This window comes from Paenibacillus odorifer (assembly GCF_000758725.1).
GTDB classification, from domain to species: domain Bacteria; phylum Bacillota; class Bacilli; order Paenibacillales; family Paenibacillaceae; genus Paenibacillus_AQ; species Paenibacillus_AQ odorifer.
Genome location: NZ_CP009428.1, coordinates 6,224,857 through 6,250,217 on the forward strand (window position 1 = coordinate 6,224,857; position 25,361 = coordinate 6,250,217).

General features: G+C 39.3%; 14 protein-coding genes. 1 reads left to right on the forward strand and 13 read right to left on the reverse strand.

Translation table 11 applies throughout. The features are described 5' to 3' along the window. Positions 1 to 53: 53 nt before the first annotated feature. From PODO_RS27310 to rfbA, 7 genes are read right to left on the reverse strand one after another with little or no spacing between them, the layout of a single operon-like run. On the reverse strand, positions 54 to 1,043 hold the full coding sequence (locus PODO_RS27310) for a glycosyltransferase family 2 protein (RefSeq protein ID WP_038573496.1): 990 nt from the start codon (positions 1,041 to 1,043) through the stop codon (positions 54 to 56). A 3-nt stretch (positions 1,044 to 1,046) separates the two neighbouring features. After that, the gene (locus PODO_RS27315; RefSeq protein WP_038573497.1) at positions 1,047 to 1,985 is read right to left on the reverse strand and encodes an NAD-dependent epimerase/dehydratase family protein; all 939 of its coding nucleotides are present in this window, start codon (positions 1,983 to 1,985) and stop codon (positions 1,047 to 1,049) included. A 51-nt stretch (positions 1,986 to 2,036) separates the two neighbouring features. Further along, positions 2,037 to 5,843, reverse strand: a complete 3,807-nt coding sequence (locus PODO_RS27320) for a glycosyltransferase (protein WP_038573499.1) — start codon at positions 5,841 to 5,843, stop codon at positions 2,037 to 2,039. Between the two features lie 21 nt (positions 5,844 to 5,864). Then, positions 5,865 to 7,301 carry a class I SAM-dependent methyltransferase gene (locus PODO_RS30250; protein WP_052097350.1) on the reverse strand — a complete coding sequence of 479 codons (1,437 nt, stop codon included), beginning with the start codon at positions 7,299 to 7,301 and terminating at the stop codon, positions 5,865 to 5,867. Positions 7,302 to 7,303: 2 nt separating this feature from the next. Next, complete coding sequence (locus PODO_RS27330; RefSeq protein ID WP_038573500.1) at positions 7,304 to 8,521, reverse strand: ABC transporter ATP-binding protein; 1,218 nt, start codon at positions 8,519 to 8,521, stop codon at positions 7,304 to 7,306. A gap of 14 nt (positions 8,522 to 8,535) precedes the next feature. Beyond that, complete coding sequence (locus tag PODO_RS32090; protein WP_244886397.1) at positions 8,536 to 9,915, reverse strand: ABC transporter permease; 1,380 nt, start codon at positions 9,913 to 9,915, stop codon at positions 8,536 to 8,538. A gap of 36 nt (positions 9,916 to 9,951) precedes the next feature. Next, positions 9,952 to 10,824 (reverse strand): glucose-1-phosphate thymidylyltransferase RfbA, encoded by an 873-nt coding sequence (rfbA, locus tag PODO_RS27340; RefSeq protein ID WP_038573503.1) that lies wholly within the window; start codon positions 10,822 to 10,824, stop codon positions 9,952 to 9,954. Positions 10,825 to 10,956: 132 nt separating this feature from the next. On the opposite strand from rfbA, the gene PODO_RS27345 reads away from it, so the two are divergent. Continuing rightward, positions 10,957 to 13,710, forward strand: coding sequence for an O-antigen ligase family protein (locus PODO_RS27345; RefSeq protein ID WP_038573505.1), 2,754 nt, complete (start codon positions 10,957 to 10,959; stop codon positions 13,708 to 13,710). A gap of 75 nt (positions 13,711 to 13,785) precedes the next feature. On the opposite strand, the gene galU is transcribed toward PODO_RS27345, so the two are convergent. From galU to uvrA, 6 genes are all read right to left on the reverse strand, one after another. Next, positions 13,786 to 14,673 (reverse strand): UTP--glucose-1-phosphate uridylyltransferase GalU, encoded by an 888-nt coding sequence (galU, locus tag PODO_RS27350; RefSeq protein WP_036678633.1) that lies wholly within the window; start codon positions 14,671 to 14,673, stop codon positions 13,786 to 13,788. 321 nt (positions 14,674 to 14,994) lie between these two features. After that, a complete protein-coding gene (locus PODO_RS27355) occupies positions 14,995 to 17,517 on the reverse strand; it encodes a U32 family peptidase (RefSeq protein ID WP_038573507.1) in 2,523 nt (840 codons plus the stop codon). A 524-nt stretch (positions 17,518 to 18,041) separates the two neighbouring features. Then, positions 18,042 to 19,955, reverse strand: coding sequence for a stalk domain-containing protein (locus PODO_RS27360; protein ID WP_038573509.1), 1,914 nt, complete (start codon positions 19,953 to 19,955; stop codon positions 18,042 to 18,044). Positions 19,956 to 19,982: 27 nt separating this feature from the next. Then, positions 19,983 to 21,080 (reverse strand): S1C family serine protease, encoded by a 1,098-nt coding sequence (locus PODO_RS27365; RefSeq protein ID WP_052097352.1) that lies wholly within the window; start codon positions 21,078 to 21,080, stop codon positions 19,983 to 19,985. A gap of 128 nt (positions 21,081 to 21,208) precedes the next feature. Further along, the gene (locus PODO_RS27370; RefSeq protein WP_036678627.1) at positions 21,209 to 21,418 is read right to left on the reverse strand and encodes a DUF2759 family protein; all 210 of its coding nucleotides are present in this window, start codon (positions 21,416 to 21,418) and stop codon (positions 21,209 to 21,211) included. Between the two features lie 963 nt (positions 21,419 to 22,381). After that, complete coding sequence (uvrA, locus tag PODO_RS27375; protein WP_036678625.1) at positions 22,382 to 25,255, reverse strand: excinuclease ABC subunit UvrA; 2,874 nt, start codon at positions 25,253 to 25,255, stop codon at positions 22,382 to 22,384. Positions 25,256 to 25,361: the final 106 nt, after the last annotated feature.

Consider the following 25,361-nt stretch of genomic DNA (forward strand, 5'->3'; position numbering starts at 1 on the left):
ATGTTACTCTAGTGAGTACGATATCCTAGGAACTATTTCTTCTATAAATATTATCAGATATCATTTTTCAATTTTAACATCTTCTTAATTTTCACAATTCCGTATTGCAAACCCTTTTTAATAAGCCAGCATTGTATACTAACATAATTACGCATATTACTAATTTTAAATTCAGTTTTGGTAAGGTTTTTCCTATTGGTAATACCTTGACGTATTCCTTCAGAATACTCCTTTTGAAAACCAATTTTTTTATAAAATTGATATTTAAATAAATGCCCTACAATTAGGAATGGGGCGTTGAGAAGCAGTTGAATCCCTAACATATTTTTATAGAGCAGGTATACATTATTTCTGGCAGATAATTTTACTTTCACAGAATTATATCCGTTTCCTGTGGTAGCACTTCCTATGTGATAGATAATTGATTCTGCGCAATATAAATTATCGTAACCTTCTATACGAGCTCTATAACCAATGTCCACATCCTCTAAATATGCAAAAAATTGCTCATCAAAATAACCTATCTTATCAAAAACTTCCCGTCTATATATTGCCGCACCCGCGCAAGAAGTAAAAATGTACCTATTATCCAAGTATTTATTTATATTTTCACCATGTCCCTCTTGATATGCCCATCCAAACACAGTAAACGCATCACCAGCATTATCTATGAGTTTATTATCATGAAATTGGATCATTTTACTGGAACAAGAAAAAACATTTTCATCGCTCTCAATACAGGCGAGAAGATTTTCAAGCCATTTGACCGTTAGAAGAGTATCATTATTTAGTAAGGCCACATATTTACCTTTACTATTTAAAATCCCTTGATTTACTGCAGCACTAAATCCTTTATTCTCATCTAGTAATAGGCAATTAATTTCCGGCATTATTTCTAGTGCAAGTTTAATACTATCATCTGTCGAACCATTATCAACCAATATAGTTTCATAATCTTGATATGATTGTTCTTTTAAAGTAGTCAGACAGTCAATCAAAAATTTTTCGCCATTAAAATTAGGAATAACGATAGATACATTCATGATTTATTCCCTTAAAAACTTGTCGCGTTCGGACAACAGTTTTCTTATCCCCTGATCAACATTAATTTTAGACTCGAATCCCAGATATTCTTTAGCTCTTCTTGGATCGAGTACATTTCGCTTCACATCAATATCTCTCATGCCTTTGTAATCCACATGTGCTTTAACCTTAGTGATAATCTCAATCTGTTTGATTATCTCAATAATACTTGTACCAATTCCTGTGCCCACGTTAAAAATAGGTTTAACGCTATGCTCTGTATGAATATATTCCACAGCAGACATAACTGCCTCAATCACATCTGATATTTCAATGTAATCTCTTACCGTTGAACCATCGCCCCAAACGGTAATAGTATTACGAGTTAATATAGTGTCTAAAAACACTGAAATAGCACCAATCTTCTTCTCAGGGTCTTGTCCAGGACCATACGGATTGGCTACACGCAAAATAATATTATTCATATCATATAGTTGATTGTACATTAATAGAATTTTTTCAATAGTAAGTTTCATTATCCCATAATGATTCAAAGGGTGAGAGTTGCTGTCTTCATTTAGAAGATCTACCTCATTGAAATCTCCATAAACAGTTCCTCCCGAGGACAAGAAAATCACTTTCTTTATCCTCTTTCTCTTCGCTGCTTCAAGCAGTTCTAAGGTTTTTATAACATCATTCCTATAGGAGTCGGTAATATTTAACATGGAAGAATAAGGAGATACCGTACTTATCAGATGTATAACAACATCCTGGTTTTCCAGTAAATTATCAAAGTGATCTTCCGTCAAGAAATCCCCTTCTATTGCAGTGAATTCAACATCTGGCAAACTTTTATCGGTGATGTGTCGATCGTACACAGTAACATTATAGTTACTTTCACACATTTTTTTCGTTAGATGTGCCCCTATAAATCCAGCCCCGCCCAATATAAAAACATTCATAAGTTAAACAACCCTTTCGTCGGTCTCTCCCTCTTTATAAAAGGGGGAAAATCAGAACAATCTAAAATACGCAGACGCAAAATTGCTCATTTTAAATTGTTCGAATAATAATTTCGTATTTTTTGCATATTCAGAGTATTGTCCTGAGTCTGTAACCATCACTCGCATTGCATCTGTAAGTTCTTGAACATCAACTATTCTTTCCTCGTTAAGTTCAAGTATGATACCTGCATATTTATCCTCTTTTACAGAATGTAACATTTTTGGAATTTCTCCAATATTAGTAGATATTACAGGCTTATCATAAGCAAGATATTCAATGATAGAATTGGGAAGACTTTCAGATATAAAATAACTCGGAAGGATTGCTACATCAAATGCTTTTACCCATCCGATCCATTCAGATGGTTTTTTCAAGTCCATGATAAAATGGATGAACTTATTATCTTTATATTTCTCTCTCATCTCATTAGCGTATTGACCATGCCCTACTAAAATTAAATGAATCTTTCTTTCAAGTTCTTCATTTAAGTTAATAACAGCGGTGATACTCTCTTCCCAACCCTTTTCTTTTATTGCACGAGATACAAGGCCAAATACGAAATCGTCTTCTGCTATACCAAGTTCCGTCTTATCTTTTAAACCGATATTTTGTAATTGATATCCATAATACACTTTGTATAACTTATCGATATTATTTACTTCAACAGTATCAAATACTCTTTTATTCTTATTAGTTGCATAAATAATACTGTTAGCTCGATCAAGAACAGGTTTAACTAGACTTGAAAAATCATTATCCCAATCAGGATTTTCTATTAATGCCTCGTAGCATCCGTGCATAGCTAACACCCAATTAATATTTTGATTACCTTGAATTGCATGATAGGTAATTTTATCGGACCACCAAATATGACTATTTATAACCTCAATTTTCAAATCATTAATATATGATCTCAGTTCATCCGGGTTACCATTACTTTTCAAAACATTCACATTTTTTGAAATCATACCTGACATCATTGAATCTTCTAACCAAGGTCTAGCATTGTACACATACACATCTTGAAAGGAAGCAAAAAAATTGGCTAATCTAACAACCAACATTTGTCCTCCTCCCACCTCAAAATCAGGAGCAACAAATAGTATCCTTTTTTTGATACGTAAATAATTAACCGAATTAACTTTCTTTCTAGCTTCATTTTCTAAGTTCAAGAATTTATCAGCTAATACATCGTTTTTCAGTATATCCTTACTCTCATAACCTTTACAGCCTAATCTTGCATATTCATTTGGAATATGTTGAAGAAATCTATCTACTATAAATCCGGGGATCTCAAAGTTCTCTAAAATAAATAATTTGATAGCTAACATCTCTTTAAACAATTCAAGCTTCTGCTCACTTCTGCTTACAATGCTACTAGAGTGTCTTCTATGATAATTCAATATATCGGAAACAAAAGAGATCTTTCCTAATTTTAGCGCATATAAATACGCTAACCAGTCTCCTCCAATCTTATAATCGCATAGCATTTCTTCCAGTCCCTCAAGTGCAGAAGATCTGAATAATACAGCACTAGCATTAGGGATGGTATTCTTAATAGCCAGCCCCTCGACTACTTCTTCTCTACCTTCAATGCAATATGAAGAATCCCATTTAGTTAATGACAAATCCTTTGTATACTCAGAATAAATATAGCCAACTTTAGTAGAGTTTCCATCTATAATTTCAGATTGGCAATAAGCCAAGTTCACCTCGTCATCATCAAATGATGGGATTAACTTCTCTAGCATATTACTCTCACATAAATCATCAGCTTCAGCAATCCATATTAGATCTCCAGTAGCCTCTTTAATTCCTCTGATCCATTGGCCAAAACAACCCACATTCACTTCATTTTTTATTATCTTATAAGGAATATTAGATCTCTTTAGTATTCTTTCTGCCACTTGCACACTATTATCAGTAGACATATCATCCAGAAAAATAATTTCTTTTGGTTTCACTGTTTGATAAATAATAGAGTTCAATCTATCTTCGATATAATTTTCATAGTTATAATTGGGGATGATTACAGAAACCTCTTTGCTAAAAGTCTCCTCACCTTGTGTCATATGCAACAATTGGTTAACATAATCTGAAAAATCCAATTCCTTTTCGATTAATTCCAGCCCAAGTTGCTTTATACTTTCATATGATTGCTCATCGCCTAAAATCCTATAAATCTCTGATGCAAAATCTTTAGTATTCAAATATGGGGCTGGTCTAACACCTAACCTTTTAATAAATTCCCCCATGCCGCCATTCCCCTCAAAAGTAACTGTAGGCGTACCATTATCAATTGCCTCTAATACAATAGAAGGAAATGGATCTTCCCGTGAAGGAAGTAAGAATAAGTCAGCTCCCTGTAAGATCGGGGAAAGATTAGTTTGAAAATCAATTTGGTGGATATATGAGTCTAACTTTAAGATTTCCGCATCATGTTTCATCCACTTTTCCAGTATTGGTTCGACTTGCCCAACCCATACAAAATGTAGTTTTCCTCCATTCTCCCCCACTAACATTTCTTTTGCTATTGAGAAGAAAATATCAAACCCTTTACGAAGATCACCGTATCCCCCGCCTAAGAGGATAGTCGAATCTGGTTCAATCTTCAAATTTTCACAAAGTTTCTTTTTTGCAGCCTGTTTATCCAAAGCACCTCTACGTTTGTTATATATGCCTTGAGGTCTTATATGTACCTTCTTTTCATCTACTGGAAAACAATCTGCGAAAGACTCTCTAACAAAATTATTTGGAAACACAATTTTGTCAGAATATTGAACAGCATAATTTGCTGCTTCTATAAAATCATAAGTCTTTATAGAAGTGGGTAGTTCATGGACAAGTGAAATAACCTTTATACCATGTTCAAACATTAATTTAGTAAGGATATTTGAAACAACGGAGTTAGAGATACAAATATTTACTCCTTTATCCTTAAACTCATTAATTATTTTGTTAACTTCTTCTTCATTCTCTAAGTAGGAGAGAGAATTCTGATTGAAATTAATTATGGTAGCATACTTGGAAAACTCATTAACAAGTGGACCGCCTTTTAGTAACAAAACAATAACATCCTTATTAAAAACCTTCTTTAACGTTTTTACAATGTTAAGAGAAAGGATAGATGCCCCCGCATTTTGCGCATCATGAGAAACAAATAAAACAGTATTACTCTGTTTTAACGAGATTTCCCTTTTAAAATCCTGACCGCTCACTTGAATATTATTGTAACTATCCACGTTCTGATAGAGTTTACTCTTCGTTTTTTGGATAGCCTGCTTTAGCCCGTTCTCCTTCAATTCTTTAAAGAATTTTGCTCTCAGATGTGGTTGTTTACTAACAACCCTGCGTAACTTCCCCGTATATTGCTTCAATTTATTCGCCTTATACTCAGAATTGGATATCTGAATTAGTTCCAACTGACCGAGAGTAAAAGAAGAAGCCTCTGCTATTTCCAATGTAATAATCTCCGCATCAAAATCACACTTTAAGAAATACACAATGGGAGTTCCATAAAATGTTCCTAGATGGTACTTTTCATGCCTTTGATTATTGCCTTTCACATGTAATATAACTTCTCCAGTAGTCTCTGTATTCGAAATATTATATACTAATTTATAATATTTCTTACTGGTTTCAAGTTTGAAATTAATAAATACTGACTTATTATTTTCTGAAACTAATAGTCCGTGCGTACCTACAGATGCGTTCTCAACTTCTAAAGAATTTAACCGAGTCGTTTGCCTTAAAATATTTTTTTTGATATGATTTCGTTCGATAATATTCTGTACTAAATTTGTAGCTTCATTCAACTTTTATCACACCAATCTCGTTTATTTAATCATTCTAGCAATTAGTTTTCCTAGAATTGTTGAATATATTTTATTGAGTTCATTAACTCTCACGTTCAATTCTTCAGTTTTCATATTTAACTCTTCAGTTATTTGACTAACCTTCAATTCTTCTTGTTTCCTCAAGATTAATTCTTTGTCTGACCTTTCTTCTACACTTGATATTCTCTGCAACAATTCCTCTATACTTTCTTTACTCTTCTCCAGACTATCTTCAAGAAGAACTTCAAATTGCTTATTTTTCAGCTTTAAATTCGAATTTTCCAACAGGAGATCAGTATATTCCTTTTCTATCGATTGTATTTTATATTCAGAACCTCTGAGTTTTCCTAATAACCAATCAGGCTTACTAAACTCATAATCTATACAACTCAGTCTAACGATAATTCTACTTAGTTCCATTCGTGGTGAATCAAAGAGAATTTGTGGGTCTTCATGAAGAAACAAAAACGTACTCCCATCTGAAAAATCCGCGTTATTACCATATCTATCTATAACTAGTTGCTCACCGTTTTTATCAATACAAACGATTTCCTCTATATTAATGATACAATTCACATTCAATGGATCAAATCGCAATCTTTCGATCCCCTCGTATCCTATTAAATCAAATTCATACTCTCGAGAAGAAGCATTCGCTCTTATCGTTAAGCTTTGTTCTTCTGTGATACCATCACCGCAATCAACATATAGCTGCGAATAATAGTAATCTCCCTTAGTTACAACATTTCTTATTTTGCTAGAATTCTCCTGTTGGGGTTGTAGTTCCATAACAAATTGGTATAAATCACATAAGGGTCTATTTTTCAGGAATTTAACAACACCATTTGGTAACCCATCAAAAAAATTACCCAATTCTGTTTCACCCACGCGTTTTATAATTGCATCTTCCCACTTAACAGCTAAATTACAGGTAGATATCATATTTATTAAACTGGTATATGTGAAAAAACGTATATGAGTATCGTCAAGTAGACCCGTTTTTCTGTATTCAAATTTGTTGTGCAGCAAATCAATAATGACACTATTATGGGCAATATTGGGAACTGAAATCAACAAAGAACCCCCTATTTTTAGGAGTTCTACGCATTTGTTCATAACAATCTGAGGATTGTAGAGATGTTCTAATACATCAGCAAAAATAATGTGATCAAACTTCACATTTTCATACTGCTCAAACCATTTAAAATCTTCGATATTACCTATTACTACATCTTCAGCAAAAAATGAAGCTTTCTTTGCAGCAACTTCGTCTATCTCAACAATATAAACTTTACAATTTAATTGTTCCTTTAAATATTTTGTCATTCTTCCAGCAGCAGGACCAAATTCTAATACTGTCGACCCTGGTCTGATTTTTTTTATAATAAGTGACAAAGAGTTTTTAGACGAGACATCCAAATCGAAATCATATTTCACTATCAATCACCATCCATTTTCCATTTATGCGGAAGAACACAAATACCCTCACCTATATAAGCAGATCTTACAAAAAACTCTTTAATTCTTGCTCTATAATCAATGGGTACATGAGCATTGTTTTCAAAAATTGCTACATCAAAATAATAGCTGCCACCCAATAAATTAAATCCTTCGTATTCCAAATAAATAGTGTTTATTCCTTTTTTATAAGAAACTTTTTCTTTATCTAATAAAGTATTAACACCGCAGACGTAGATATCATCGATAGTATGAATAGCTACCCCAATAACTATATCTAAATTATCAGTATTCATTTCAAAATCAATCTTTAAATTGAAATTGGAGTTATATTCGATTTCATCAATTTCCTTACCATTAGTATCAATAATCTGAAATCTTTCGATAACACCTATCATATCATCATTCAGTTTTAATTTTTCTTTATTATCCTCATTTTCATTAGATTTTGTAGATTTTTCGCCGTATTTCAGATAATCGGTATAACGATCACATATCAAGTCGGTGTCGCCCTGTGCTTCGATCCTTCCTGAATTCAACCAGATTGCTCTGTTGCAATAACGCTTTATACTGTTTATATCATGAGAAACAAATAATATAGTTTTACCCTTGTCTCGAAACTCACTAAACTTTTCCATACATTTTATTTGGAATTTCAGGTCACCAACTGCCAACGCCTCATCGACTATTAATATTTCTGGATCCACATTAATAGCTACTGAAAAAGCTAACCTTGCGAACATACCACTGGAATAAGCTTTAACTGGTTGATAAACAAAATCACCTATATCTGCAAATTCCAGAATACTATTTAATTTTGCATCCATTTCCTCTCGACCAAACCCCATCATCATACCATTCAAGTATATATTTTCTATACCTGTATACTCCAAGTTAAATCCTGCACCAAGTTCTAATAATGCAGAGACTTTGCCATTAACATAAACCCCTCCAGAGGTAGGTGATGACACACCAGTAATAATTTTTAGAATTGTAGACTTCCCTGATCCGTTCTTTCCAATTATACCAACTACTTCGCCTCTATATATTTCCATGCTAACATCGTTAAGTGCATAGAAGGGACGATGGTAAGTCATTTTCCGAATACTCAAAGACTCTTTTAAACGGTGTACAGGCTTCTCATAAAGCTTGTACACTTTTGTTATATTTTCAGCTCTAATAGCCAACTCTTTACTCATATCCCTCACCTTTTCTAAAGCACATCTGCAAAATGTGGTTTCATTCTCTTCATAATTGTAATACCTATTAAGAACAATATCGATGTGAGTAACCAAAAATAAATAGATTGGTTATACCGTTCCCAGAACCATACCTTATTAATTAGAGCATCACGATATCCTTCGACAATATAATAGACAGGATTCACTTTAAGTATCCAACGATAAGAGGCCGGAAGCATAGTTGAACTCCACAAAATTGGGGTTAACCACATACCAAACTGTAATATCAAGCTAATAATTTGTCCTAAATCTTTAAAGAAGACTATGAGGGAACTCGAAATGAGCGATAAACTAAAGACAAAACAGATCGTACACAATGAGTAGTACACTACCTGTGTAGCGTACATAGAGGGATTAACACCATACAGAAGGAAGATAATAAAGGTCAGAATAACAAAAAATAAATGTACAAAGAAAGAAGATGTTATCTTCACTAAAGGAAGTAATCTAATTTGGAAAACTATTTTTTTTACTAAATAACTATACTCCATTAGGCAATTTGTCGCACTTCCCCAGGCTTCCGCAAAAAAGAACCACGGAACAATACCTGCCACTAACCATAGTATAAAAGGAACACTATGTACCGAACCCGATCTAAATCCAACTTCAAAAACAAACCAATATATCAAAACAGTAACGACTGGCTGTACGAATGCCCAAATCACACCCAAATATGAACCTGCATACTTTGTTTTAAAATCATTTACCGATAAGAAATAGAGCATCTTCTTATTGTAATACAGCTCTTGAAATAAATATTTGATATCAGAACGTAATTTCACAAAAACTAAAAAAATAATAGCAGTTAATAATGCTATACCAAAGGCAAGAAGTTGCTGAACTGTTTGATTATCTTTTATTATATTTTCTTTTATCTCGTTCGAAGGAACAAATTCAATATAAGGATCTTCTCCTAAAACTGAAACAGACAAATTTCCTTGTTCGTATTTTAAATTTTCTACTTGATTACTGTTTTTTAAATCAATATCTTTCATGTTGATTTCATAAGAGTGTAAGGGTGAGCTAATAGATATATTGCTTATAAATAAATCTCCAGGTTTTGTACCTAAATCTAATCTTAATTTTTGAACATCATCATCTAAAGGGAACTTAAGTGGTTCAAACTTTCCCACTTTATTATAATTCGCAACTACCGACTGTTCCTCATTTAACTGCTCATTATTCTTTAAAAAATACACTTGAAAATAATCTTTTTCTCCACTCTTTACAGTTAGCTCCAATTTCATTTTGTTAGATGGTTGAATAAAAAATATGAAAAAAGCGTAAAAAATAAAAAGAGATATCACTCCAACAATTCCAAATTTCGCAAGTCTTTTTTTACTAAATCTCACTATATAGTGCCCCTCTGCTAATTATATATAACAATCTCAGACATTACCTTCCGCAACATCAATTAAGTATTTTCCATAATCAGTTTTCAAAAGAGGCTCCGCCAATGCTACTAACTGTTCTTTCCCAATATAATTCATGCGAAACGCTATTTCTTCAACACAAGATATATAAAGCCCTTGTCTTTTCTGAATGGCCTCTACAAAATTCGAAGCTTGCAGTAAGGAGTCATGTGTTCCCGTATCTAGCCATGCCATACCTCTTCCCATTAGTTCAACTTTTAATTTATCCTGCTCCAGATATTTTTCAATTACAGAAGTTATCTCTAATTCCCCTCTTGCAGATGGTTCTACGTTACGCGCGATTTGCACAACATCTTTGTCGAAAAAATAGAGCCCAGGAACTGCAAAATTCGATTTAGGATTTCGTGGTTTTTCTTCAATTGAAATCACTCTCTTATCCTGATCAAACTCTACCACACCGTACGCTTTAGGGTCATTTACGTAGCAGCCAAATATTAAGGCTCCTTCTTCTAGTTTAGAGGATTCTTGCAATATCTTAGAGAAATTAAGACCATAAAAGATATTATCTCCTAATACAAGAGAAACAGCATCACCATCAATAAAATCAGCACCCAAAATGAACGCTTCCGCTAATCCATTGGGTTCACTTTGAACTTTATACATCAACTTCATTCCTAAAGCTGAACCATCTCCTAGTAAATTTTCGAAAAAAGGTAAGTCTCGAGGAGTAGATATAATTAAAACTTCCTTTATACCCGCCAACATCAAAACTGATAGCGGATAATAAATCATAGGTTTATCGTAAATCGGAAGCATCTGCTTTGATATAGCTCTTGTTAGTGGATACAACCTAGTCCCAGAACCTCCTGCTAATATTATGCCTTTCAAAATTGATCGCCTCGTTCATTAATTAGTGTTATTATTCTTTAGGAATAACTGTTACTGTTTACTAGTCTTGTAGTAAAATACTACATGTATGCTATTAATACTCATGTAATTACAGGAAAAGGAGATTATAACGTGTCGAAACCAGTATACGGTAAAAACGCCGCTCAGTCGAGAAATGTTGAAAAGATAGCAAGTCCGATTTGGGCATTAGTTGTTGGTTTTATTCTATTTTTGTGTTGGACCCCATTTCAAGTGGGATTGTTTAATGGATCGCTAGTAGATTACGAGAAGCCAATATACGTATCCGCACTATTAAGCGCACTGATGCTGCTAGTCTGTGTTGGCTTGAACTACAAAAAATTCAAGCTTGAAGAGCAGAGTGATTTAGTAGCTTGGGCAGCATTATTGCTCCCTGTGACCTATGCTCTGTCACTGTTTGTCGCAGTTTCGCATTATACGGCGATGAATATGCTGTTCATTCAGTGTACATATGCCGCAGTTTTCATTATAGCCTTTTATCTCATGAAGCAAAAGCAAGTAAATGTTGTCATTCAAAATGCTATATTAGCGATTGCGTATTTTATAGTGGGTTTTGGACTTTTAAATTGGCTAGGCAGTGGTAAATTAGCAGGAGATCTTATAGGTTGGTTCTCAAACACCGTCCGAAATGATGTCTATTTAGATGCTGTTATGACTGACTCTAACGGACTTCGTCTGACTTCGATCTTTCAGTACGCAAATACGTACGCTGCCTTCTTGATGGCCTTTCTATTTGTAGCGATATTCGCGCTTATTCGCTCTAAAAATTGGTATGGAACGTTAACACACAGCTTTATGTTGGTACCTATCATTGTTTCTATCTTACTGACGTTATCTCGTGGCGGCTTAGTCCTGCTACCTGTAGTATTCATACTCCTACTTCTATTCCTAAAACCTGCACAGCAAATCCTTTGGATTCTGCATCTAGGAGTTGCTGGTATTGCTTCGCTACTAATTACAACTCCAGTGACCAATCTGGGCTTAGAGTTAAATACAAATTTCACTTCATCCGCTGCCTTAAAGGGTTGGGGATACCTGCTGGGTGCTTCAATAGTTGTTGCCATTATCGGCTGGATGATCCAACGTTTCGTATCTCCATGGTTACATATGAAATTGGAGAAAGTGTCGTCACGTAAACGGACAGGTCTTTGGATTCCGCTCGGATCTGTCGCTCTAATTGCTATTGTAGCTTTCTTGCTTATCGGTACGAGTGCAAAAAGCATCTTACCTGACAATATGGAGACTCGCCTCGAGAACATCAATTTCCAGCAACATAGCGTACTCGAGCGGATTACTTTTTATAAGGATGCCGTGAAGGTGGTTAAGGATTATCCGGTCCTCGGTGCTGGTGGAGGAGGCTGGGCCTCACTGTATGAGCATTATCAGAACAACCCTTATACAAGCCGGCAGGTGCATAACTTCTTCTTACAATTCCTCATTGAAGTAGGTATTGTTGGATTTATCATATTTATGAGCTTCATTCTGTATATCTTCTATAAATATATTCGTGGATATGTAAAACGGGATAAAAACGAATTTGAGAATGGTTTCTTCTATCTAATTATTGCTCTATCTATTCTTGTGCACAGTCTACTTGATTTCAACATGAGTTATGCCTTTATGGGCATACTAGTTTTTATTGGCCTTGCCGGAATGGCCTCCGTTATGGATAGCAAGCCACTGCGGAAAAATTGGAATAAAGCGGGCATCCGTTTTGGATACCTCGCTGTGCTTTCTTTAGGAACCTTGTTCCTAGTGTTCTTGTCAATCAGCTATATTGGCTCCAGTAACTCTGCTTTGAAAGCTAAACAATTGAGAAGTTATAGCACTTCCTACGAAGAGCTTAGAGCCCCATTGATTGAGACTTTGAACAAACGTCCAAGTCATCCAGAATCGACAATTTATCTATCGGCCTTGGATCAGCAGGTATTTAGTCAAACACAACAGGAACAGTTCCTTGACGAGGCATACAGTGTATTAACTCGCGCACTCAAAGATGAGCCATACAACAAAAATCTTCTGCTCCAATTAGTGAGCTACTACGATCTGAAAGGTCAAAGCGACGTCGCCTTGGGTATTTACCGTGACAACGCAGATAAGTTCAACTGGGATATCGATTGGTATGATGCAATAATCAGCCGTTCCTTTGCCTTAGGTCAGCAAGCACTTAATCAAAAGGATGAGACAAAGAAACAAGAGTATTTCAATGAAGTGCAAGAAGCATATAACCACGTTCTAGCTGGGATTGAACATCTGAAGACTCTTCCACCAGAACAACTGCAAGGGCGTCCTTTCTCAGTAACGCCAACTATTGCTTTAAACGTTGGCAAAATGCAACTTTTATCCGGACAAGAGGATGCGGCGAAGACCACTCTCAAGCTTAATTCAGATGCTAATTACACGGATATTATGAACAGTGAAACTCCATGGGATATAAATTGGTACAGTTCACTCATCAGCCGTTCATTTGATTTGGGGCAGGCAGCTTATGCACAACAAGATAATCCAGATAGAATAGACAACATGAAAGCTGGCTTTGTTATTGGGCTTTTGGCCTACGATCATGTACTTGCGGATAATGATCCTTCGAAGACATTTACTCCGGATGTGACACTGAAGGTAGGGAAAATGCAATATATGTCTGGAAAGATACAAATTGCAGCCTCCATCTTAAAAACAGCCTTAAGCCAAGATTTCGCTGATGCAACCAATCGTGAGATTGCTCGTTGGTACCTTGCTGCACTGGCGAAAACTGGTGGCGAGGATCAGGCACTATACGATTCGCTGATCGCAGCTGATCCTGCGGAAGCAGCACAAGTTGAGGCCATTACAAATTCACAATTTTAATAAAAGAAAGAAACCATAAAGGCGCGCCACTGTAATAACAGCGGCGCGCCTTTTTTTAGATTATATGAGATTTACTTATAGCCCGACCTTAGCTGCTTCGCTCTCGACAAGCTCTTTCATATAACGAAGCAAGTCATCTTTAAGCTCCTCGTGTTGAAGTGCATAATGAATGGTAGTCTGGATAAAGCCCATTTTCTCACCCACATCATGACGTTTACCTTCAAAGTCATAGGCAATAATTCGTTCAACCTCGCTTAGACGTGCTATCGCATCAGTAAGTTGGATCTCTCCACCTACACCTACCTGCTGCTCACCTAGCATATCGAAGATACGTGGAGTTAAGATGTATCGTCCTAAAATTGCTAGATTAGAAGGAGCCTCTTCTCTCTTTGGCTTTTCTACTAGACGATTAGCTTTATATACCCGTTCTGCCAAAGGCGAAGCATCTACAACACCATACCGTGATACTTCTTCCCATGGAACAGGCTGAACACCCACGATAGAAGATTTATACTCGTCATAAACATCTATCATCTGTTTGAGACAAGGTTTATTCGCTTCAACAATATCATCGCCTAGCAGGACAGCAAACGGTTCGTTTCCTATGAATTTACGTGCACACCAAATTGCATGTCCGAGACCTCTTGGTTCTTTTTGACGAATGTAGTGGATATCTGCCATTTCGGAAGATTTACGAACAGATTCAAGCAGCTCCCACTTCTGCTTCTCTGCTAAGTTAAATTCCAGTTCAAAAGAGTTATCAAAGTGGTCTTCAATCGCACGTTTACCTTTCCCTGTTACAATAATAATATCCTCGATCCCGGAAGCAACAGCTTCTTCAACAATATATTGGATCGTCGGTTTATCTACAATCGGTAGCATTTCTTTAGGCATTGCTTTAGTTGCAGGTAAAAAACGAGTGCCGAGACCTGCGGCGGGAATAATCGCTTTACGGATCTTCATCACATTAACTCCTTCTATCATATACTCTTTTCAATTACATATCTGTAAGTACCCTAAAATGGCATATTTCTTTCAATTATAGCAGTTACAGCACATTTATGTCAGAGTGTTTGTTATATTTGTATATCTATTCCAATGAAATAAGAGGGTAGGAATTATAATCAAATTGCTATTTTAAATACTTTGCTGCCCCAATAATATACTATTATTTAGTATATGCAAATTAGGATGAGGACGAGATCAAATCTAATAAAAAGGGCTAAGCAATACCAGCATCTACCTGGTAGTTACTTAGCCCTTATCTTTAACTCTTAACTCTTATTACTTCGCGTTCACCAATTGCCCACGCGTTACGCCAAGTTGGTTAGTAGCCTTTAGGCTCTTCCATACCTGCGTCCCAGAGATTTCACCACGCAGAGCGCGGCTGTAGAGGCTGATTACCTCAGCCACTTGCTCTGGCGTCTCTTCCAAGAACTCCACACGGTATGAAGATACTCCTAGGTCACGGAAATTGTTCAAATACTCCGCACCAGACTGCTCAACAGCGTTATAGACGGTATTACGGCAGCCTTCATCCACACGAACTGGATGTGACATTCCAATACGGTCTTGCAAAGAAGCACGGTGCTCTTCACAAGGACGACCACAGTTCGTATAGTCAGTGCCTTCACTCATAAAGGTACAGTACACACAGTGTTCAGTATGGAACATCGGCAAATGCTGATGGATAACGACCTCCATCCGGGAAGTATCGCTGTGCTCAAGCAGATCGACCATCTGTTGAATGTTCAAGTCATAGGATGGCGTTACTATGTCACAGCCTGCCTCAAGGAACAAATCCACTGCTTTATGATTGGCGATATTCAATGAGAAATCGCCAATCAGGCGTGGATGCACAGCATCCGGTTGCTCCTGGCGGCGGCGCAGATAATAATATAACGCGCCTGTATTACGCACGAGCACAGCATCCGGCTGCAAGCGAAGAATATTCGCGTGGTAGCCGTTCTCGCCCGGCATATGAATGCGCGGCGTGGCCAGCGCTATGCTGGCCCCTGCAGCCCGTACCGCATCTACCGCTGCCGGGAACTGCTTGATAAACTCGAAGTCGGCGTAGATGTTTCTCACGCCGGCCTCGAGCGCAGCCTGCACCTGCGGCAGGCTGCGGCACAGCGCGGTGAGCTCCGCTTCACCAGCGCGCTCCGGAGCGACACCCCTGCGGGTGGCGTCGCCGTAAACCTCGATCGCCCGTTTCACGTAGACGGGCGGTTTCGGGCGCTCGCCCGCAAGCAGCTCCACCGCTTGGCGGCGGATGCTGTTCAGCTCGCGCATAGGGACGATGACTTCGCCTTGCAGATGCGACTCCAACGCGTCAAGCTGGAACACGGTCCCGCCCAGGCGGCCGAATTGTTCTTCCAGCAGCGCGGTATCCATCGGACGCTTTTGCGCGGCTTCCAGCGCGAGCTCCGAGTCCACACGGACGGTAACGTTCTTCTGAATGTCCGTCCACCAAGTCGTCAGCTTCTCGCCGACGCAGCCTTGCACTCTAACATGTACCGGAAATACCCGGTACGGCTTTTCGGTTTCATAAGTCTGGCGCAGCGCCTTATCTAACGCAGGGTCATTTGTCTTCCAAATGCGGTCACCGACATTTAGACGACGAAGATCTACATCATTACGACCGGCTACGATGTCGATGATCCAACCTTCTCCGGCTTCGCCTTCCAGCTTCACACCTTTACGACGAAGGTCGTAGACACGACCGCCTTCTTCTTTTTTCGTCGGATCCCCAGCGTCAAAAACAATTCCGTCCCCACGCTTAAGCGGTGCATGAATACGGCAGACCACTCCGTCACGCAGAATTTGCTCAACAGTCCCCAAATATACACCACGGCTTTTTGGGAAAGTCCCGTCTACCAGTTTCTTATTGTTCGTTCCATCCAGGAAACCATGTGTAAACCCGCGGGAGAAGCTTTGTTGCAGCTCACGTACCTCCTCCTTCGAAGGTTTAGACAGATCGCCTTCAAAATACCGATCAATCGCTTTACGATACTTACTAACTACATTCGCTACATATTCCGGGCTTTTGAGGCGACCTTCGATTTTAAAAGAAGTCACACCCGCCTCGATCAGCTCAGGCATTAGATCAATTGCTGCCAGGTCCTTAGGAGAGAGCAAATAAGTTACGTCTCCCATAGGTTTTACCTCACCATCCACCATCAGATCATAAGGCAGGCGACAAGCCTGAGCACATTCACCGCGGTTGGCAGAACGTCCGCCCCACATTTCAGAGGTCAGACATTGACCGGAGTAGGAAACACATAAAGCACCGTGTACGAATACTTCCATCGGCAGGCGGGCTTGCTCCCCGATCGTACGAATTTGTTTCAGATTGTTCTCACGACCTAATACCACACGTTCCAAACTAAAAGGTTTAGTAAACTCGACCGCTTCCGGCGAAGTAATGGTCATCTGTGTCGATCCGTGAATCGGGAAATCCGGTGAGATTTCGCGGATCATTTTGACCAAACCTAAATCTTGTACAATTACTGCGTCCACGCCAGCATCCACGCATGCATCAATCAGTTCTTTTGCATCAGACAATTCATTTTCAAAAACCAGTATATTAAAGGTCAAAAAGCCCTTCACACCATAGCTATGCAAAAACGCCATAATTTCCGACAGCTCGTCCATGCGAAAGTTGTTCGCTCTGGCCCGTGCATTAAACTTCTCTACGCCAAAAAAGATAGCATCCGCTCCGTTTGCTACCGCTGCACGCATGCAGTCCCAATCACCTGCGGGTGCCAATAGCTCCACGTCTTCTCTGCGTATTTGTTGCTCTTTCATTTATATCCTCCCAAACCGCCATTTGACGGGTCATTTCTAGTTGATTAACTTGATAATTGTATCAAATATCACACTTGAGCGCCATGCGTTTACCAACATTTATATAGAATAAAAGTCATAATGCTGTCAGGAAGCTGACTTCTTGCTTATTGCTCTTTACTCCGTGAATGTTGTAGAACATGCAACTTTATTGCCCAATTCAGCGCTTCGACAACTAAATGTTGTACATAATGCATCATTCTCACACTCTAGTATCGACAACTGGCACAAAAAGTTGCAACATTTACAACAATTCACTAGGAATATCGTGACATACAATAGAATGTTGTATCAAATCGAATACACTAATCCACCCTTTAGTTATTCACATTATGCCCAACTAAGATAACATTGGGTCCAATCCCTTTTCCCTCTTTATACAAAAAAAGAACGCTCCAAGCCAAATCGGCAACTGGGACGTTCTTCGTCTGATTGAATTATACGCTTCTATTCGTGTGTCAGCTACGACATTGGTACTCTTTTAACTACTTGCTGCCTGTAAACCGAAACGATTGTAACGTCTTGTCTAATAGAGCCTGCTGTTCTGCAGTGGCATTGGCATCATTCAGCGTAACGGTAATCATGTAGACCACATCATTTTTACCAAACACAACCTGCTTGCTGCGAAGAGGGATACCATTTTTGATTTGATGTGCAGTTATGATCGTAGCAGGGACATCCGCAAAGGTAGACTCCACTACACTTTCTATACGAGGGCCTTTGGGATCATTATTTTTATTTTGATAAGCATCTTTGAGAACATTAACTGTATAATCTACTGAACCCTCGGATTTTGAGTTGATCTGTAGACGTCCTCCGCTGAAGCGATATTCAATCGACTGTGTCTCAAAAATATCCTGATAAGGTGTCCATAAACTTGGAATATCAATGGCATAACCGTAGGTTTTGGATACTTTGGTTAATGTCTTATTTTTGAGCGTCTTATAATCATCACTAGCGAGTCGCCCGAAGTTCTCCTTCAGCAGATCAAAATCAATGTCAATAGAGGATATGATGGCTTTGAATTTTGCCTTATCGTCATCTTGCCCAGCAGCTGTTACATATTCAAAATAATAACGATACCCATTTTTGAGTATGAGAGCTTGATATTCTGTAGTAACACCGTTTCCGTAATTTAGCTGTAGCTCATTAATTTGTGCGGATACGCCCGAGATCTCCGACTTGTTGCTGTCTTTCAGAATATAAGCATCCGCTACAAAGTTTTCTTTAGTTTTCATTTTCAGATCTTCAGCCCAGCTCTCTAGTGTAGAACCAGCAGGTGCCGAGGTAACTGCCACACTCAGATGACTTCCCTGCTTACTCTCGTAATAGAGATGCTGGTCATCCTTACTCCAATCTGCGGGAACCTGTAGCGAAATCCCATAGTCCTCATTGTACGCGTCACGCAATCCATTTTTGACCATAGAAAGATCACGGATTTTTTTGTTTTTAGTATCAAAAGAAGGCTGGAAAGAGTTAAGTAATCCTGTGTATTTAGCAAAATCTTTATAATTAACTGCTTTGTTATCCGTCAAATAAATCTCGTAGAGTCGACCTTCAGCATATAACAGTCTACTTTCCCAGAGCGCTCCACTGGAATCTTTACTGATCAATCTAGCATAAGGTATCGCGGCTTTGGGGAACGACTCCCGATCCAATATCAACTCCCCACCTGCCTCGACCTCCCGAACCAGCTGTTCCAGCAGCCCTTCCGCATCTACCGCAACCGCCTGGTCACTTACATGAATCTCCACATAATATAGATTGTCCGCACTTGAAAAGGTAGCCACACTTTCATCCCCACCGCTATTTCCAGCGATCAGCCCAGAGGGATAATTCAGTGTCCATTGAAAATAGCTGTTTCCAATTTGAGTCTTACCAACATCGCTGTCAATCCCAGTATCCTCTGGCGTATCTTCTTCGTTGTCTACAGGAACTAGGGTAACCATAAGCTCACCCCCACTCCCTTGAGAGAGTGTCGCACCTAACACATCAGCTACAAAGCGAAGCGGTACCATCAGCACATCTGAAACCATCCTGGGCGCTGAACCCAGTTTAACTTTGATTCCATCCTTCCAAGCGATATCGCTCCCAATCGTCATCGCCCCTGAATGAGCACCATAGGTTACTTTTACCACATTGTTCTGCTCTAAGGAAACAGTGCTGCCAAACGTCTTTTTAAAAACCCCAAGCGGGACCATAACCGTTCCGTTCTCCGTATAAGGCCGCTCGATAACCACCTTCTTACCATTCACCGTAGCTGAAGTACTACCAACTTTTAGACTCAGCTGTAGCTTATCTCCTTGTGAAGCTAATGCTGTTTGTATGGGTAATATAGAAAATAGCAGTAATAAGGCCAGCATCGCAAAAAATCCTTGTCTTAAAATTTTAAAGCCCATTTACCGTCCCCCTCTCCAGTTTTCTAATCACTCTTCCGCGTGCTCGTCCTCATCCGTTTCATAATCATCTCCGCTTAACAACGGATCACCTTGAGTGAGCACGAGTTTACGGACGACGATATCCCCATCGCTTTGCATAACCAGCCGCACAGTTGCTCCCGGCAGGTAGCTTTTGAACAATTCATTAATATCAACTAGTGAGACCACACGATGCCCGTCGATGCTATATAAGACGTCCTCTTCAGCAATCCCTGACTTGAGTGCTTCTGAAGACACCACCTTCGTGACGGACAGCGGGTCCAGCGTTGGCAATCCCACAACCGTAGACCAGCTTGCCTCCAGCTCTAGCCCCAGACTCGGATGCTGGACCTCACCATATTTTAAAAGCTGGTTCATAATATACTGCACAGTATTCGCTGGAATCGAAAACCCCATATTTTCCACACCCACCGCTGAGTATTTCAGGCTGTTGATTCCCAGCACCTCACCTTTCATATTTACTAGCGGCCCTCCGCTATTTCCGGGATTAATCGCTGTGTCACTCTGGATAAGACGATAAGCCGCATCTACCTCACGGTTAAGACCACTTATAACGCCTACAGTCGCTGAATTTCGTAGAGAAAAGCTAATCGGTGTTCCGATAGCAATAACCTTCTCCCCAACCACTGTTTTGCTATTCGCTGGTATAAACTTGGCGGGCTTTAAATGGGTGGCATTGATTTTGATCAGCGCCAGATCACTAACTTCATCCAGATATGTTTCTTTAACGCTGTAGGTTTTGGAGTCCGAAGTGACTACTATGGCATTTTGCAGATCCTTGATTACATGAGCATTGGTTATAATCCATCCGTTCGATTTCACAATGATGCCGGAGCCATGCGTCAGATTGTACCGATCATCCAGGCCACTATTCCCGCCACTCTCATCTTTGCCGATAATGCCCACAACAGAAGGAGTGATACTTTTAATAATTCCAGGTATCGGATCTTCTGCCGCTGCTTTACTAACCACCTTACTAGTACTATCAAAAGCAAATACCGACTGACTCCATACTCCCGACAGCACTACGCCGCACAGTAATAGACCCAATCCTTTCTTCACCAGCTTCTCCCCAATACTCCTCATTCCTCACCAGACCCTCTCTTTGCTAATGGATAAATTTAACATTATATAATTTGAAAAAAGACGCCTTCAATGCGCCCATGGCGTTAAAGGAGTCTTTCGGTGCAAAGCTGTTCAATTTAGTTCTTTCATTAACTTAACCAATGCATCACCATGGCATAGTCAGAGATCACAAAAACCAGCAAGCTAACGGCTCCAAAACCAATGGCAAATTTGTTCTTCTGGGGAGCTTTCAATAGTCGAACAACCCCGACCAAAATCAAGATGGTAAATAAAATCATAAACACATCAAAGGTATGAAATTTAGACGGTCCTTGCGCGGCAACTTCTGCAAGCAGCATAACCTTACCTCCTCAAAAATGTTGTCAAGCAAGATCCAGTAATCCCCATATCACCTTCTATGTTATCGCTACCATTTGGGCGATGCAATAGGTTTTGTAGAAAAATTATGTATTTGTCGCAAAAAATATATTTTATCCCTGCAAAATCCGTAATAACGATGAGATTGATCACTGACAATTGGGGTGGCTTAGTGAAAGTGCTGTGAGTCCAATCAACTCTATCGTCATGAAGGTTACAATAGAAAGTCCGTTAACCGCTATAGAGATAAGATAAATTGAGCAGTGAATTGAAATTAAAATTGAAATACAGAACTTAGAACTTAACATTCTGAGCTCAAAATTTAGGTTTTTAAAGAATTAGGGAAATTCTCCCTAAAATTGTCCGATTAACAGTTCATTTTGTGGTTATCAGGGAATTCCTCCCTAAAAATCATTAGAAAACCGGGTATATGAGTAAATTCACCCGATAATTGGGGAGATTTTCCCGGATTTTACCTTATATGATCTAAAAACTCGGATTTTCAGGGAGGTTTTCCCTAATCTAACAAACAGTTATTTGATAGAGTGATATGATGATTAATTATTCGGTTTTCAAGGAACTTTTGGCCCTAACGTTAATCAATTACTTGTTAACCCTATCAACAGAATACTCCTCATTGAATCTTACTACGAACATGTCCTACATATGCCTACCTTGCCTATTATTAAATCCATTTTTTCTATAGAATTCGTATAACTTTTGCTAGAAATATCACATCATATATCTATGAGCCATCTTTCGCACAATTACCAGATAATCCTACAACGCCTTAAGTGGCTTTGACTCCATTCTAGAGGACGAGGTTAGCTATTAGCTGTTAGTTGTCAGATGTTTCCCTTCAAGAAATTATTGCTTACAACCTACAATAAAAGCCCCGGCATGATGCCGAGGCCTTATTATACATAGGTTATATTACTTACTGTTTATTTGGTTTCCGCCGTCTCAAGCATAAGCGCTTCGGTCCGCTCTGTATCACGAATCAGAACCGGCTTCAGATATTTACCTGTGTAAGACTCTGTGACAGTAATGATCTTCTCCGGTGTTCCTGTTGCCAGGACGGTACCACCGCCGCTACCACCTTCCGGTCCCATATCGATGATATAATCCGCTGTCTTGATTACATCCAGATTATGTTCAATAACAAGAACCGATTCTCCGGAATCCACCAAACGATGCAATACCTCAAGCAGACGACCAATGTCATCTACATGCAGACCTGTCGTAGGCTCATCCAAAATATAAAGTGTTTTACCCGTGCTGCGACGGTAGAGCTCAGAAGCCAATTTTACCCGCTGTGCTTCACCACCGGATAAAGTGGTTCCCGGTTGACCAATCTTAATATAACCAAGTCCTACATCCATCAGTGTTTGCATTTTACGATGGATACGCGGGATATTTACAAAAAACTCTGTTGCGTCCTCTACCGTCATCTCTAACACATCTGAAATGTTTTTGCCTTTATATTTCACTTCTAGTGTTTCCCGGTTATACCGTTTGCCTTTACATACTTCGCAAGGGACGTATACGTCCGGCAAGAAGTGCATCTCAATCTTAATGATCCCGTCTCCACGGCAAGCTTCACAACGTCCGCCTTTTACGTTAAAGCTGAAGCGTCCCTTTTGGAAACCACGTACCTTAGCCTCATTTGTCTTGGAGAATAGGTCACGGATGTCATCGAATACACCTGTATAAGTTGCTGGGTTGGAGCGCGGTGTCCGCCCGATTGGTGACTGATCGATTTCAATAACCTTATCGAGATTTTCTAGTCCACGAATTTCTTTATGCTGACCAGGACGCACCTTCACAGCCTTATTCAGCTGCCGTGCCAGACTCTTGTAAAGAATCTCGTTGATAAGCGAGGATTTACCGGAACCCGATACACCTGTCACCGCTGTAAATACACCTAATGGAATCTTCACATTCACATTTTTCAGGTTATTCTCTTTAGCACCACGTATTTCTACCCATCGATCATCGGTAGGACGGCGTTTAGCGGTAACCGGAATAAATTTACGTCCGCTTAAATATTCACCCGTTAATGAATTTGGATCTTTCATAATCTCTTCTGGCGTCCCTTGAGCCATAACTTGTCCACCATGAATACCTGCGCCCGGACCAATATCAATAATATAATCCGCTGCCATCATCGTATCTTCATCATGCTCTACAACAATTAGCGTGTTGCCTAAATCGCGCATATGCGCAAGCGTAGAGATCAGACGATCATTGTCCCGTTGATGCAAGCCAATACTTGGCTCATCCAGAATGTATAATACACCCATGAGACTTGAACCAATCTGAGTAGCCAACCGAATACGCTGCGCCTCACCACCGGAAAGCGAACCCGCTGCACGGCTAAGCGTCAAATAATCCAAGCCTACATTCACAAGGAATCCAAGCCGATTGCAGATCTCTTTTAGAATGAGATTGGCGATGGCTGTTTCTTTTTCGCTCAATTTTATCTCTTCAAACCAATGCTGGCAGTCTCCTATTGAAAGGTCCGTAACATCAGAAATATTATGATCATTGATAGTCACAGCTAATATTTCTTTTTTCAGACGTTTACCTTTACATACATGACATGGCTTAGCACTCATAAATCCTTCGATAAATTCACGAATACCATCCGAAGCAGTTTCACGGTAACGCCGCTCTAGGTTAGGTATAATCCCTTCAAAAGCAACCATCGCATCTTTCTTTTGACCGAAATCATTTTCATAACGGAAGCGGACCTTCTCACTGCCTGTACCGTTCAGTAATTTATTCATATGATCAGGTGTCAGACTGCTTACCGGAACGTTCTGTGGAATTTTAAAGTGTTCACAAACCGACTTCAGGAATTGCGGATAGTAATTAGAAGTACTTCCAGTCCAAGCTAAAAAAGCACCTTCTTCGATGGATTTCTCAGCATCAGGAATAAGCAGGTCTGGATCGACCACCATCTTCATGCCAAGTCCATCACACTCTGTACAAGCTCCAAACGGACTGTTGAAAGAGAACATCCGTGGTGCCAACTCTTCAATACTAAAACCACAAATTGGACAAGCAAAGTTAGAACTGAAAAGCAGCTCTTCCTGGCCGATGATATCCACAAGGATTTTACCGCCCGAAAGCTTAAGCGCCGTCTCCAGTGAATCCGTCAGTCGGGTCTCCACATCGTCTTTAACAACGATCCGGTCTACCACAACTTCTATTGTATGTTTTTTATTCTTTTCTAGTTCAATATCCTCAGACAGATCTCTTAGCTCCCCGTCCACACGCACACGTACGAAGCCTTGCTTGGAGATATCTGTGAAGAGCCCTTTATGCTCACCTTTACGTCCTGAAATGATTGGCGCCAGGATCTGCAACCGAGTTTTCTCGGGATACTGCATAATCCGGTCTACCATCTGTTCAACGGTCTGGGAGGTAATCTCAATACCATGCTCTGGGCAATGGGGATGACCAATACGTGCAAAGAGCAACCGCAAATAGTCATAAATCTCCGTAACTGTACCTACCGTGGAGCGTGGGTTCCGGCTTGTTGTCTTCTGATCTATAGATATCGCCGGGGACAAACCATCAATTGAATCCACATCTGGTTTCTCCATTTGTCCCAAAAACTGACGTGCATAAGCCGACAAAGATTCAACATAACGCCGTTGTCCTTCAGCATAAATCGTATCAAATGCAAGCGACGATTTACCTGAGCCGCTAAGTCCCGTCAGCACGACGAAACGGTCACGTGGAATCGTCACATCGATGTTTTTGAGATTGTGCGCCCTCGCGCCTTTAATTACAATATTTTCGTTCGCCAACGGAACCTCTCCTTTTAAAAAAACTATTTCAACTTTATTTCAAAATATTCTCAAAGCCTTTTCAAAGCCTTTCGATCCCTCCCAAACCCTCTCTTCCAAGGGAGGG